At 69.4% G+C, this 13,639-nt stretch carries 12 protein-coding genes; 5 read left to right on the top strand and 7 right to left on the bottom strand.

Translation table 11 applies throughout. The annotated features are described in order from the left end of the window. Positions 1 to 43: 43 nt before the first annotated feature. Both ATL42_RS03565 and ATL42_RS03560 read left to right on the top strand, forming a co-directional pair. The gene (locus tag ATL42_RS03565; protein ID WP_169925329.1) at positions 44 to 742 is read left to right on the top strand and encodes a TVP38/TMEM64 family protein; all 699 of its coding nucleotides are present in this window, start codon (positions 44 to 46) and stop codon (positions 740 to 742) included. Beyond that, the gene (locus ATL42_RS03560; protein ID WP_098454176.1) at positions 735 to 1,361 is read left to right on the top strand and encodes a CDP-alcohol phosphatidyltransferase family protein; all 627 of its coding nucleotides are present in this window, start codon (positions 735 to 737) and stop codon (positions 1,359 to 1,361) included. Before ATL42_RS03565 ends, ATL42_RS03560 begins: the two co-directional genes overlap by 8 nt. Positions 1,362 to 1,404: 43 nt before the next feature. On the opposite strand, the gene ATL42_RS03555 is transcribed toward ATL42_RS03560, so the two are convergent. From ATL42_RS03555 to ATL42_RS03540, 4 genes are read right to left on the bottom strand one after another with little or no spacing between them, the layout of a single operon-like run. Further along, positions 1,405 to 2,877, bottom strand: coding sequence for a dihydrolipoyl dehydrogenase family protein (locus ATL42_RS03555; protein WP_098454175.1), 1,473 nt, complete (start codon positions 2,875 to 2,877; stop codon positions 1,405 to 1,407). After that, positions 2,874 to 3,152 (bottom strand): zf-HC2 domain-containing protein, encoded by a 279-nt coding sequence (locus ATL42_RS03550; protein WP_098454174.1) that lies wholly within the window; start codon positions 3,150 to 3,152, stop codon positions 2,874 to 2,876. The genes ATL42_RS03555 and ATL42_RS03550 overlap by 4 nt, the downstream gene beginning before the upstream one ends. After that, positions 3,152 to 3,712, bottom strand: a complete 561-nt coding sequence (locus ATL42_RS03545) for an RNA polymerase sigma factor (RefSeq protein ID WP_211281773.1) — start codon at positions 3,710 to 3,712, stop codon at positions 3,152 to 3,154. Before ATL42_RS03545 ends, ATL42_RS03550 begins: the two co-directional genes overlap by 1 nt. Next, positions 3,709 to 4,863: an NAD(P)/FAD-dependent oxidoreductase gene (locus ATL42_RS03540; RefSeq protein ID WP_098454173.1), complete on the bottom strand. Its 1,155-nt coding sequence runs from the start codon at positions 4,861 to 4,863 to the stop codon at positions 3,709 to 3,711. Before ATL42_RS03540 ends, ATL42_RS03545 begins: the two co-directional genes overlap by 4 nt. Before the next feature lie 289 nt (positions 4,864 to 5,152). Here ATL42_RS03540 and ATL42_RS03535 point away from each other — a divergent pair, with 289 nt between their 5' ends. Then, a complete protein-coding gene (locus ATL42_RS03535) occupies positions 5,153 to 6,289 on the top strand; it encodes an AI-2E family transporter (RefSeq protein WP_245862076.1) in 1,137 nt (378 codons plus the stop codon). Here ATL42_RS03535 and ATL42_RS03530 read toward each other — a convergent pair. Beyond that, complete coding sequence (locus ATL42_RS03530) at positions 6,271 to 9,378, bottom strand: bifunctional [glutamine synthetase] adenylyltransferase/[glutamine synthetase]-adenylyl-L-tyrosine phosphorylase (RefSeq protein WP_098456294.1); 3,108 nt, start codon at positions 9,376 to 9,378, stop codon at positions 6,271 to 6,273. The two genes, ATL42_RS03535 and ATL42_RS03530, sit on opposite strands and share 19 nt — an antisense overlap. Positions 9,379 to 9,421: 43 nt before the next feature. Continuing rightward, on the bottom strand, positions 9,422 to 10,756 hold the full coding sequence (locus ATL42_RS03525; protein WP_098454171.1) for a glutamine synthetase family protein: 1,335 nt from the start codon (positions 10,754 to 10,756) through the stop codon (positions 9,422 to 9,424). Positions 10,757 to 10,836: 80 nt separating this feature from the next. On the opposite strand from ATL42_RS03525, the gene ATL42_RS03520 reads away from it, so the two are divergent. Further along, on the top strand, positions 10,837 to 12,498 hold the full coding sequence (locus tag ATL42_RS03520; protein WP_098454170.1) for an NAD+ synthase: 1,662 nt from the start codon (positions 10,837 to 10,839) through the stop codon (positions 12,496 to 12,498). A gap of 44 nt (positions 12,499 to 12,542) precedes the next feature. Continuing rightward, positions 12,543 to 13,427, top strand: coding sequence for a 3-methyl-2-oxobutanoate hydroxymethyltransferase (panB, locus tag ATL42_RS03515; protein ID WP_098454169.1), 885 nt, complete (start codon positions 12,543 to 12,545; stop codon positions 13,425 to 13,427). 15 nt (positions 13,428 to 13,442) lie between these two features. On the opposite strand, the gene ATL42_RS03510 is transcribed toward panB, so the two are convergent. Then, a complete protein-coding gene (locus ATL42_RS03510) occupies positions 13,443 to 13,634 on the bottom strand; it encodes a hypothetical protein (protein ID WP_098454168.1) in 192 nt (63 codons plus the stop codon). Positions 13,635 to 13,639 lie beyond the last annotated feature (5 nt).

Raw genomic sequence — 13,639 nt, 5'->3', positions numbered from 1 at the left:
TCCCGGAGGAGCACAGCTATCGTTTCGAGGGATGAGGACCACGATGAACAGAGCCACCGTAGTCAAGGCAAGCACGTTGGTCTTGATCGTGCTCGGTGCGGGAGTGCTGGTCATCGTCTTCGGCACGCCTGACGTCGACGAGCTGAGGGCACGTGTCGATGCGGCAGGCGCGTGGGCACCGCTGCTGTTCTTCGCGCTCTACGCGGCCCTGGCCTCGATCCCCAGCCCTGTGGGGCTGCTGACCGTGGCGGGCGGGGCTCTCTTCGGCATGTGGGCCGGCGCCGGGCTGTCGCTGGCTGGTGCGCTGGTCGGAGCAACCATCGCCTTCGGCCTCGGCCGGGTCCTCGGGCGCGACGCGGTCGACCGACTCATCCGTGGGCGGCTCGAACGCGTCGACACGCTGCTACGTGACCACGGTCTGTCCGCCGTCCTCATCGTCCGGCTCGTGCCGCTCGTCCCGTTCCTCGCCATCAACTACGCCTCGGGACTCTCCGGAGTACGACTGCGTCACTATGTCGTGGGCAGTGCGGTCGGGATGCTTCCAGGCAGCCTCGCGTACGCCGCACTAGGCGCCTACGGGACGAACCCGTGGGGTCTTGCAGGTGCTATCACCGGCCTCCTCGTCCTCGTCGCAGGAGGCGCGTGGTGGGCACGACGCCTCGCTCCGCGCCGCCTGGGCGAGGACACCGCACCAGTCCCACCCTCAGACCTTTCCCCGACAGCCACAGGCACGCATGCTTGACACCGCAGCCCGGCAGGTCCTCGCGCGTCCCCTGGCCGATCTGGCCCGGCTCGTCGACCACCCTCGAGTGAGCCCGAACCGGCTGACCCTGCTCGGTCTGGCCACGGGCCTGGCCAGCGCCGCGGCCGCAGCCGGCCACCTGTGGTGGTGGGCGCTCGCGCTCTGGTGGTTCTCGAGAGCGATGGACGGCCTCGACGGTCCTCTGGCGCGCCGTCGCCGGGCAGCCGCACACACCCCAGAGACAGGTGCAGGCGGTTTCCTCGACATCACGGCCGACTTCACCGTGTACGGCGCGACCGTGGTCGGTGTCGCGATCGGAGCGACGAGCCAGCACGGCGCGAGCTGGTTGCCGTTCATGGCCGTGCTGCTCGCCTACTACGTCAACGGCGCTGCGTTCTTGGCCTTCTCGTCGATCGCGGAGCGAACAGGTCGCCAGCGCGACGACGGACGCTCGTTGAGCTTCCTCGGTGGGCTCGCCGAAGGTACGGAGACGATCATCGTCCACTCCTTGTGGCTTGCGTTCCCGGCCCACGCCGACGTGATCGCCACGCTCTGGGCGGCCGTCGTCGGCGTGAGCGCTGTCCAACGCATCGTGGCTGGCGCACGCGACCTCGCCTGACGCGTCTCTCCGGGATCGGCGCTGCAGGCCGATCCCGGACGAGTCACTTCCGGCCGACCCACCACCGACGCCCACGAGCGAGGACCCCCACAGCGCGCTGCACGGCCGGTCGACGGAGCAGCGCCTGCACGTCGGAGATCACGGCGTTCCAGGGTCCGTCGTTGTATGTCGGATAGGCGTGCGTCACCCCGGCGAGGTCACGGGTGGTCAGGCCTTGGGCGACCGCCAGCGTCACCTCGCCCAGCGTCTCTCCAGCACGTGGTCCGACGATGGTGGCTCCGAGGATGTGGCCACGCTTGTCGACCACGAGCCGCGTGAATCCGCTGGTCTCCCCCTCTGCTACTGCCCGGTCGACGTGCGTGTCCTGCCAGTCGATGACGCGAAGACCTGGTCCGGGACGATCGCTCGCGAGACCCACGGCTGCGACCTCGGGGCTGGTGAAGGTGACCCGAGGAAGAGCCGTCAGGTCGACGGCCCGGCGCAGGCCGAGGATCGCGTTCGACACGGCCAGGCTCGCGTGCGAGCTCGCCGCGTGGGTGAGCTGTGGGTGCCCGGTGAGGTCGCCAGCAGCCCAGATGTGCGGGTTGGTCGTGCGCAGGTGGTCGTCGACCACGACGAATCCGCGAGCGCCGATGTCGACTCCCGCTGCTGAGAGGCCGAGGTCGGCTGTGCGAGGTGCCCGACCGACCGCGACGAGGAGGCGGGCGAAGGGAACCTGGCGGCCGTTCTCGAGGTGGAGGACGCCCTCCCCCGGCCCGCTGGTCTCGACGCTCGACACGCCGGAGCCGGTGTGGATCTCGACACCGTCGGCCACCAAGGCCTCGGCGACCGCTGCAGACGCGAGGGGGTCCTCGCGCGGCAGGAGCCTCGGTGCGCCTTCGACGACGGAGACCGTGCTGCCGAGGCGCGCGAACGCCTGCCCGAGCTCGCAGCCGATGGTCCCGCCGCCGAGGATCACCAGACCTGCCGGAAGGTCGTCCAGGTCCCAGACCGTGTCGCTCGTCAGGTAGTCGACATCGGCCAGGCCGGGGATCGGAGGGACGGCTGGGGCCGCGCCGGTCGCCAGGAGAGCTTGCCGGAACGTGTGGCGCTCGCCCTCGATCTCGACGGAGTCGACCCCGGTGAACACAGCCGTGCCCGTGCGGACCGCCACGGACGATGCTTCGAGCGTCTCGATGGAGTCCACCGGCGCGATGTGCTGGATCGCAGCGTGCACGTGCTTCATCACCTGCGAGAAGTCGACGGTGACGTCAGCCGGGCCGGCGCTCACACCGAAGCGACCACCGGTTCGCGCGGCTGCCGCAGCAGCCGCGGCCGCGAGCAGGGCCTTGGACGGGACGCACCCCGTCCAGAGGCAGTCTCCCCCGGTACGGTCTCGCTCGACGAGAAGGACTCGGGCACCGAAGCGCGCGGCCGTCTTCGCGCCGACGATGCCGGCCGTTCCGCCACCGACGACGACGAGGTCCCAGGGCTCGTCTGTCTGTGCGGAGGAGGTGGAGGTCGTCTGATCAGTCATCGTGGGTCCTCGTCGTCGATGGTGGAAAGGAAGCTGCGGACGCGGTCGACCGACCGTGGGTCGACAGACCGCATGCCGGTCCATGCAGAGAGCGCGCGGTGCAGCGCGCGGTTCTCGGCGGCCACCTCCGCGCACCTCTCGCACGTCGCAAGGTGTTCTTCGAGCCGCGACGTCTCTCCGGGCGTGAGCCGAGCAGCAGGGTCGGCGTCGAGGTAGCGCTGGATCCGTCGGGCAGACCAGTGGCAGGTGAGCATCTGGCGGAGGGTCCCAAGCATCAGAGGTCTCCTCGGGTGAGCGGGGTGGCACGCAGCGCCTTGCGGACGCGGTCACGTGCCCGGCTGAGGCGTGACATGACCGTGCCGACAGGCACGCCCATAACGGCTGCGGCCTCGGCATAGCTGAGGTCGTGAACATCGACGAGGATGAGCGCCGACCGGAACCTCGGGTCCAGCGCACGGACCGCAGCGTCGAGGGCCGGGTGGAGCTCCAGGTCGATCACGCTGTCCTCGGCGCTCGGGAGCTCCGATCGACCGAAAGCAGGCTTCGCGGACCGGATGACCTCCCAGTCACCGACCGTTCCCGGCCTGCGTCGCCGGTGCATGTTGGCGTTGGTGTGCCGGAGGATGGTCAGCAGCCACGCCCGTGGATGTCGACCGTCGAAACGATCGAGCGCCTTGTAGGCGCGCAGCAGACTCTCTTGCACAAGGTCCTCCCCGTCGGCTGGGCTCGACGTGATGGAGAACGCCACCCGGAGCATGACCTCGATCTCAGGCTCGACGATCTCGCGAAAGGTGGCCTTCCGCGTGGTGTCGTCAGGGGTCCGTCGATCTGTCACGTCCGGGGAACCCGGCGAGTGCCTGCATCTCTTCCCGAGGAGGGCTCGCCCCTGCGCAGGGAGGTCTGCTCCGCGTCCCGGTACGTCGCCAACCAGCGGCGGTCGATGAGCTCTTTGAGCCGCAGCGCGCCAGCACCGAACCACCACCAGCGTCCACGAACCGCGAGCGCGGTGCCGCCGCCGAGGTCGAGGATCGAGAGAGCCCGGCGCTGGGGCTCGTAGACCGGCAAGCGGTCACCACGCGCACGCGCGAGCAGGCTCTGGAGCAGGACGGGGCCCTGGCGGACTCCGTGCACCCCGATGCGAGGCAGCGTCACGGGAAGGAAGCGTGCGCAGTCGCCCACCGCGTAGACGTCGTCGTGGCTGACGTGCTGGAGGGTGTCGCGCACCGGCACACCCCGCTCGTCCCCCAGCCCGATCGCCGCCACGAGCGTGGGCGCGCTCAGTCCGGTCGCGAGCACGGCGACGTCGTACGTCAGCTCGCTCGCGTCCTCGCAGACCAGGCGGTGCTCGCCGATCTCTCGCACCGCGCGCCCGGTCTGGACCTCGACTCTCCGGGTGGACAGGAGCGCTTCGAGCCGTCGGCGTGCGCCGGCGGGAAGCCCTCCACCGATCGCAGGAGCCGACTCGACCAGACGAACCAGCGCGACGTCTGGTCGGACAGCCAGGTGCGCGGCCAGCTCCACGCCTGTCGCGCCCCCGCCGACGACAGCGACGACGGCTCCCTGAGACCCGCTCGTCGCGCGGAGACGGGCATCGAGGTCAGCGAGCCCGCTGAGCGGCTTCACCCGCACGACGGACGGATGGACGCTCGTGCCGGTCTCGGCCACCACGCTGCCGATGTTGAGGGACACGACGTCGAACGCGAGCTCCAGCCCGGCTGCGGTCCTGGCGACCCGCGCTGCGAGGTCGAGCAACGCCAGGGTGTCGACGTGGTGCTCCACACTGTTCCGAGCCGCGAGCGCCTGGACATCGACCCGGCCGGTGTCCCTCGCTACCGTGCCTGCGGCTGTCGCAGAGGCGACCCCGCTGTAGTCGAAGAAGCGCGGCGCAAGGAGGTGGACGTGATAGCCCTCAGCAGCCAGCTCGCGCGCGTGGTTCATGACGTAGAGGTGTCCGTGGCCTGCACCGACAAGGAGGAGCGTCGTCATCGTGGGTCCTTCGTCGAGGGCCGGGTGGCTGTGTCTGCTGATGGGGTCGCGCCTGCTGACGGCATCCTGAACTGTAACCACCGCGCGGGGCGTCGGCGCCTCGTCCTGACACCTGCGTGCGGTATGTTTCGCCACGGTTCACGGCATCCCGCACCGTCGAACGTCATGGACGACCGAACCTGGTCCGACACGAAAGAGGCCCGTGGTGAGCACCGCGCGCGCACCCAGACCATTCCCTCGATCGAGTGTTCACCCACCACGTTGGTTACCTCGTGCGCTGGCGCTCGCGGTGGTCGCCGCGTTCGTCGGCATCTTCGCGTGGCGGGCGCTCGGGTCGTTGTCAGGCCTGCTCGTCAACCTCGTCATCGCCCTGTTCTTCGCCTTGGCGATGGAACCGATGATCCTCTGGCTCGTGCGCCACGGGTGGAAGCGCGGTGCCGCGACCGGGACGGTGATGTTCTCCATCCTTGCTGCCGTAGGTGTCGTGCTCACCCTCTTCGGCACGCTCTTCGCGGAGCAGGCTGCGCAGCTCGTCACCACCTTGCCGGACACGTACGCGAGCGTCGTGCGATGGACCGAGGACCAGTTCGCCGTCAAGCTCCCCGAGATGCACGATCTGCAGTCGCAGCTCATCAACGACTGGGGTGGGGAGGTCGCGACGCGGGCGATCGCGATCGGTTCGTCGTTGCTCGGCGGGATCTTCGCGTTCACCACCGTCCTGCTCGTGGCGTACTACCTCGCCGCAGCGGGGCCGAAGTTCCGCGCGTCGATCTGCGGCTGGCTCAGCCCGCGCAACCAGACCGAGGTCCTGCGGCTGTGGGAGGTCACCCAGCTGAAGATCTCCGACTACATCAACTCGAGGATCATCCTCGCGATCGTCTCCAGCGTGTTCACCGGGGTGTTCCTCACGATCATCGACATCCCGTACGCCCTGCCGCTCGCGCTCTTCACCGGGGTGGTCTCGCAGTTCGTCCCGACGATCGGCACCTACATCGGTGGCGCGCTGCCGGTCGTCTTCGCCCTGACGACGGACGGCCCTCAGAAGGCGCTCCTCGTCGTCGTCTTCATCGTCCTCTACCAGCAGGTGGAGAACTTCTGGTTCGCACCGAAGGTCTCCGCGCGTGCCCTCCAGATGAACCCGGCGGTCTCGTTCGTCGTCGTGCTCGCGTTCGGAGCCGTGTTCGGGGCGCTCGGTGCGTTCCTCGCGCTGCCGATCGCCGCGACGGTGCAGGCGGTCGCGTCGACGTACCTGCAGCGCCACGAGCTCATCGACTCGCACATGCTGCGTGACCCCGCCAAGAAGGACGGGTGGTCAGAGGTCGACGACGCACCGACCGACGCCGACAGCACCGGCGACGTGGCGGACGTGACTTCTGAGATGCCCGCGACGCCCGCGACCGACGAGGGTCAGTCCTCGATCTCGTAGAAGACCCGCTCGACCACGAGACGGGCCCGGCGGGCGGTCCGCAGGTAGTCGTCCTCCATCTGTGCCCCGCACCCGGGTGGGTAGTGCATCGCCCGCGCGATGCCCGCGAGGGCGAGGAAGTCCGAGGGCAGGACGTCCGCCATCGCGCCGCCGAGCCGGCCGGTGTACAGGACGACAGCGTCGCGAAGGTTCGACGCCATCTGCCAGGCCGCTGCGAGCGTCTGAGCGTCCTCGGTCGCGATGAGCCCGGCCTCCTCCGCCGCCGCCAGACCCGCCAGGGTCTCGGTGGTGCGCAGGGCGGGGAACGCATGCCCGTGCATGAGCTGCATGAGCTGGACGGTCCACTCGACGTCGCTGATCGCTCCTCTGCCGAGCTTGAGGTGGCGTGCTGGGTCGACGCCTCGCGGGAGCCTCTCGGCCTCCACCCGGGCTTTGATCCGGCGGATCTCCCGGACCGTCGTGGTGTCGAGCCCCGTCGGCGGGTAGCGCAGCGGGTCGATCAGCTCGATGAAGCGTTCGCCGAGCCGGGCATCCCCCGCGACAGGTCGCGCGCGCAGCAGCGCCTGGCTCTCCCATGCGGCCGACCACCGGTTGTAGTACTCGACGTAGGAGTCGAAGGACCGCACGAGGGGGCCGTTTCGGCCCTCTGGGCGCAGGTCGGCGTCGACCTGGAGCGGAGGCTCGACGTTCGTCGCTCCGAGGAGAGACCGGATCTTCAGCGCCACCGAGTGGGCGTAGGCGAGTGCCTCTGCTTCAGGTGTGTCTCCGTTCGCCTCGTAGACGAACATGACGTCGGCGTCCGAGCCGTAGCCGAGCTCTCGTCCTCCGAGGCGCCCGACCGCGATGACCGACATGATCGCCGGCGGTGACTGCGTGCTCAGCCCCTTCTCGTCGCAGACGACACGGTGCGCGATCCGGACGGCCCCGACGAGGGACGCGTCCGCAGCGTCGGAGATCCCCAGCGCGGCTGCCGGCGCGTCGCACACGCCGAGAAGCTCGCCGCACGCGATGCGCGCGAGCTCGCGGCGCCGCAGCGCTCGCAGGAGCGTGATCGCCGCTTCCCACTCGGTCGCGCGCGTGAGGAACGCGTCCGACTCCCGCAGGAGCCGTTCCACAGGGCGCGGCGCGAGGTCGGCGTCCTGGTCCAACCACGTGACCGACTCGGGCGAGCGACCGAGAGACTCCGCAACATATCTCGACGTCGAGAGGAGATAGGCGAGGCGGAACGCGGCGGAACCCGAGTCACGGAGCATCTTGAGGTACCAGTGGGTCCGGCCGAGCTCTTCCGAGAGCCGTCGGAACGCGAGGAGCCCGCCGTCAGGGTCCGACCCGTCCGCGAACCATCCGAGCATGACCGGGAGGAGCTGGCGCTGGATCGACGCGCGTCTGCTCACGCCGTCGGTCAGCACGGCGATGTGCCGCAACGCGCCGGCCGGGTCGCGATAGCCGATAGCCGCGAGCCGCGCGCGAGCCGACTCGGGAGCGAGGCTGACCTCCTCCGCCGAGAGCTGCGCCGTCGCTGGCAGGAGGGGACGATAGAAGAGCTCTTCGTGCAGCGTGCGCACGTCGCGCCGGACGGTCCGCCACCGCGCCAGCAGGCCCTCGGCGCCGTCGGCACGCATCCCGATCGACCGGGCGAGGCGACGCAAGTCGTCCTCTCCGGTCGGCATGAGGTGCGTGCGGCGAAGGTTGTACAGCTGGATACGGTGCTCAAGGGTGCGCAGGAACCGATAGCAGACAGCGAGCTTTGCGGCGTGCTCGCGGCCGACGTACCCGGCCGTCGCGAGCGCGGCGAGCGCTGTGAGGGTGTTGGAGCTGCGGATGGACTCGTCGGAGCGCCCGTGCACGAGCTGCAGCAGCTGGACGGTGAACTCGACGTCGCGCAGACCACCTTTGCCGAGCTTGAGCTGGCGGTCGGCCTCGGCGGCGGGCACGTTGTCCTCGACGCGTCGGCGCATGGCCTGAGAGTCCACGACGAAGTTCGGGCGGCTCGCAGCAGACCAGATCATCGGCCGCACGGCGTCGACGTACGCCTGGGCCAGCGCCGCGTCGCCCGCGACGAGACGTGCTTTGAGCAGTGCCTGAAACTCCCACGTCTTCGCCCAGCGCTCGTAGTACGAGACGTGGCTGGACAGGGTCCGCACGAGCGGGCCGTTCTTGCCCTCCGGCCGCAGGGCTGCGTCCACGGGCCAGAGCGCAGGTTCGGAGCTCGGTCCGCCGCACGCCCGCGTGAGGCCTGCCGCCAGCCGGGTCCCGACGCTCGTCGCGTAGTCCTCGGTGAAGCCGTCGACAGGTTCGACGACATAGATGACGTCGACGTCGCTGACGTAGTTGAGCTCGCGTCCACCGCATTTACCCATGCCGAGGACGGCGATCCGGACGCCTTCTCCGGCGTCCGGGAGCTCCGCGCGGGCGATCGCGAGAGCGCCTTCGAGCGCGGCGGCCGCCAGGTCGGCGAGCGCAGCCCCGACAGCACCGAGGATGGACAGCGGCTCGTGGGAGACGAGATCGGTCGCCGCGATGCGCAGGAGCCGACGGCGGTACGACCGGCGCAGGGCGTCCACCACGGCGGGTCCGTGGTCGGACGCGACCGGGACGTCCGCGAGAGGGTCGGCGCCCACCGCCTCGAGCAGCTCGGCCCGTACCGCGCGGACGTCCACGCCGACAGCGGGACAGATGTCGGCGACGACGTCGAGGAGATCCGGGTGCCGGACGAGATCGTCCCCGAGAGCGGTCGACGCGCCGAGGACCGCGACGAGACGACGACGCACGACGGGGTCGTCAGGATGCTCGTCGACCGTCGTGTCGTCCACCTGACGAGGATCTGCGAACAACCTGCGCAGATCCGTGGCGCGTTCGCGCGAGCTCGCCGAGGTGTCGCCGCAGAGCGTCTCGCACAACCGGACGAGAGCGAGCAGAGCGAGGTCTGGATCGGCGGCCTCGCCCATGGCGGCGAGCACCTCGGACGCGGTCGTGACCGGTCCGATCACGGCGACGAGATCTGGGTCCGCGCAGAGCTGCTCGGCACGCGCGGCGTCGGCGAAACCGAGCCTGGTGAGACGGCCTGTGAGCGTGGAGGTCCGGGACATGTTCACTCCGCGCATCCGTCGAGCACGAGCATCACCCTGGGCGTCACAGCACCTGGAGCAGGCGCTTCAGCTCGAACGGCGTGACCTGAGCCTGGTAGCCGTCCCACTCCTGGCGCTTGTTCCGCAGGACGAACGCGAAGACGTGTTCACCCAGCGTCTCGGCGACGAGCTCGGACCGCTCCATGATCGAGATCGCCTCGTCGAGCGACTGCGGGAGGGGCTTGATCCCCATCGCACGACGCTCTGGCTCGGTGAGCTCCCACACGTCGTCCTCGGTCGCGTCCGGGAGCTCGTACTCCTCCTCGATGCCCTTGAGGCCTGCAGCGAGCATGAGGGCGAAGGCGAGGTACGGGTTCGCGGCCGTGTCGAGAGCGCGGTACTCGATACGGCTCGAGTTGCCCTTGCCCGGCTTGTACATCGGAACGCGCACGAGCGCCGACCGGTTGTTGTGCCCCCAGCAGATGTAGCTGGGAGCCTCGGCCCCACCCCACAGCCGCTTGTAGGAGTTCACGTACTGGTTCGTCACCGCGGTGATCTCGGCCGCGTGGTGCAGGAGGCCCGCGATGAAGTGCCGAGCCGACTTGGACAGCTCGTACTTGGCACCAGCCTCGTGGAACGCGTTGCGGTCGCCCTCGAACAACGACAGGTGCGTGTGCATCCCGGACCCGGGCTGGTCGGCGAGCGGCTTCGGCATGAAGGACGCGAAGACGCCCTGCTCGAGCGCGACCTCCTTGACGACCGTGCGGAACGTCATGAGGTTGTCTGCGGTGGTCAGCGCGTCGGCGTACCGGAGATCGATCTCGTTCTGGCCGGGGCCCGCCTCGTGGTGGGAGAACTCGACCGAGATGCCCATGGACTCGAGCATCGTGATCGCACCGCGGCGGAAGTCGTGCCCCTGGGTGCGGGCGACGTGGTCGAAGTACCCGCCGTGGTCGATGGGGACCAGAGGCTTCTCGGGCACCGGCGGCTCGAAGAGGTAGAACTCGACCTCAGGGTGGGTATAGAACGTGAACCCCTGGTCGCTCGCCTTCTCGAGGATCCGCTTGAGGACGTTGCGCGAGTCTGCCATCGACGGTTCACCGTCCGGGGTGAGGATGTCGCAGAACATCCTCGCCGTCCCGTGGGTGTCTCCCCGCCACGGCAGGATCTGGAACGTCGTCGGGTCCGGTCGCGCGACCATGTCCGCCTCGTACACCCGGGTGAGGCCCTCGATGGCGCTCCCGTCGAAGCCGATGCCTTCCGTGAAGGCCGACTCGAGCTCGGCGGGAGCGATCGCCACCGACTTGAGCATGCCCAAGACGTCGGTGAACCAGAGACGGATGAAGCGGATGTCGCGCTCCTCGACCGTGCGAAGCACGAATTCTTGCTGCCTGTCCATGCGTACATCATCGCTGATGTATCCCCAGAATGGTGCTTGCCGCACCTAGAGGGTCTCGGGAAGACCCTAGGCTGGTGCCCATGGCGGACATCCGAATAGCCCTTGCGCAGATCGACACGTGCGTCGGCGACATCGACAACAACTCCCAGGCGATCCTCGACTGGACCCAGAAGGCGGCACACGCGGGAGCCGACGTCGTCGTGTTCCCCGAGATGACCGTCACGGGCTACCCGATCGAGGACCTCGCGCTCCGGGCATCGTTCCAGCGGGCAGCCGAGGCAGCGCTGCTGACGATCGCCGGCAGGCTCCACGAGCTCGGTCTCGGCGACCTGAGCGTCGTGGTCGGCACCGTCGGTGCCGTCCGTCCGAGCGCGGACCATCCTGAGCCACGCCCGACCAACCGCGCCGTCGTCCTGCGGCACGGGTCGATCGTCGCGTCCTACGACAAGCACCACCTGCCGAACTACGGCGTCTTCGACGAGGCGCGCATCTTCGCCGCGGGCCAGGAGGGCTGCGTCGTCGAGATCGGTGGCCGGCGCGCCGGGATCGTCGTGTGCGAGGACATCTGGCAGGACGGCGGCCCGGTCGCCGAGATGGACGACGCGCAGGTCGAGGTCCTCCTCGTGCTCAACGGCTCACCGTACGAGCAGGGCAAGGGCCATGTCCGCACGGAGCTCGCCGCGCGGCGAGCGCACGAGATCGGTGCTCCGCTCGTGTACGTCAACATGGTCGGCGGGCAGGACGACCTCGTGTTCGACGGAGGGTCGTTCGTCGTCGGTACGGACGGCGCTCTCCTGGCGCGCGCCCCGCAGTTCGAGGAGCACCTGCTCCTCTGGGACCTGGCCGACGACGCGTCGACGCCGCACCGTGGCGCGGTCGCCGCACCGCTCGAGACCGAAGAAGAGGTGTACCGCGCCCTCGTCACGGGCCTCGCCGGCTACGCGCAGAAGAACGGCTTCACGTCCGTGGTCCTCGGACTGTCGGGCGGGATCGACTCCGCGCTCGTCGCGGCGGTCTCCGCCGACGCGCTCGGCGGGAGCAACGTCTACGGCGTCTCCATGCCGTCGGTCTACTCCTCCGGTCACTCGAAGGACGATGCGGCAGATCTCGCAGCGCGCATCGGCGCGAGCTACCGGGTCCAGTCGATCGAGCCGATGGTCGACGCGTTCCAGGGCGAGCTGCACCTCGAGGGCGTCGCAGCAGAGAACCTCCAGGCGCGGGTCCGCGGGATGATCCTCATGGGGCTGTCGAACGCCGAGGGCCACCTCGTGCTGGCGACCGGGAACAAGTCCGAGCTCGCGGTCGGCTACTCCACCATCTACGGCGACGCGGTCGGGGGCTACGCCCCGCTCAAGGACGTCGACAAGTCCTTGGTGTGGGCACTGGCCCGCTGGCGCAACACCGTCGCCGTCGATGCTGGCGAGATCCCGCCCATCCCCGAGAGCTCCATCACGAAGCCCCCCTCGGCCGAGCTGCGCCCGGGTCAGGTCGACCAGGACTCGCTCCCGCCGTACGACCTCCTCGACGAGGTTCTCGACGCGTACATCGAGCATGCTGAAGGCCGTGCCGAGCTGCTCGCTCGCGGGTTCGACGACGCAGTGGTCGACAAGGTGGTCAGCCTCGTCGACCGGGCCGAGTGGAAGCGGCGACAGTACCCGCTGGGCCCGAAGGTCACCGCGCTCGCGTTCGGACGCGACCGCCGGCTCCCGATCACGTCGCGCTGGCGCGAACCGGTCGTCTGACTCCCCACCGATCCTCCTTCAACCGACAAGAGAGAAGCATTCCCGTGGCAGAGCACGCACTCCCGAGCACACCGGGTCCATCGAGCACACCGGGCACGACACCTGGTGCACCCGGCGAGGTACCCACGCGCAAGCGGTTCCGCGTCCACCACCTGATCGAGCGCAAGGCTGCCGGCGAGAAGCTCACGATGCTCACCGCCTACGACTCGATCACCGGACGGATCTTCGACGAGGCAGGCATCGACCTCATCCTCGTCGGCGACTCGATGGGCGACAACGTCCTCGGTCACGCGACGACCATCCCGGTCACGCTCGACGAGCTCATCGTCGCCGCCCGGTCCGTCGCACGTGCCGCGAAGCACGCCATGGTCGTCGCCGACCTGCCCTTCGGTGCCTACGAGGCGTCACCGCAGCACGCGCACGCGAGCGCGGTCCGCATGCTCAAGGAGGCCGAGGTCCACGCCGTGAAGATCGAGGGTGGCGCGCGGATCGCGCCGCACGTCGAGCTGCTCACCGGCTCAGGGATCCCGGTGTTCGGTCACCTCGGTTTCACACCGCAGTCCGAGAACATGCTCGGGGGCAAGCGCATCCAGGGGCGTGGCGACGAGGCTGCCGAGCGGCTCTGCGCCGATGCTCTCGCGCTGCAAGAGGCCGGCGCCGTGTGCGTCGTCCTCGAGATGGTCCCGGCGCCGCTCGCAGCGCGTGTCACCGAGATCCTCCGGATCCCCACGATCGGCATCGGGGCGGGGTCAGAGGTCGACGGCCAGGTGCTCGTCTGGACCGACATGGCCGGCATCGGCGACTGGTCACCGCGGTTCGCCAAGCAGTTCGGCCAGGTCGGTGCGGCGTTGGCCGCCGCTGCGCACGACTACGTGAGCGAGGTCCGGTCCGCAACCTTCCCCGGCCCGGAGCACCAGTACGACCACTGAACCACGCGACGAGCCCTACGCCCCGTCGCCGGGGGCCGCACCCTCACGGTCGTCTTCGTCCCAGGACTCTGTGCGACGCTCCGCCGTCTCGAGGGCGTGCGCAGCGGCCTCCCGCGTCGGGTAGGGGCCCATCCGATGGGTCCAGGAGGACGGCTTCCCTTCCTCGACCTGTCGGGTCTGGGTGTTGAAGTAGAACTCGGTCGACATACGAT

Source organism: Sanguibacter antarcticus (assembly GCF_002564005.1).
Taxonomy (GTDB): Bacteria; Actinomycetota; Actinomycetes; order Actinomycetales; family Cellulomonadaceae; genus Sanguibacter; species Sanguibacter antarcticus.
Note: the sequence above shows the minus strand (reverse complement) of the source record. Positions and strands in the feature narration are given on the sequence as shown.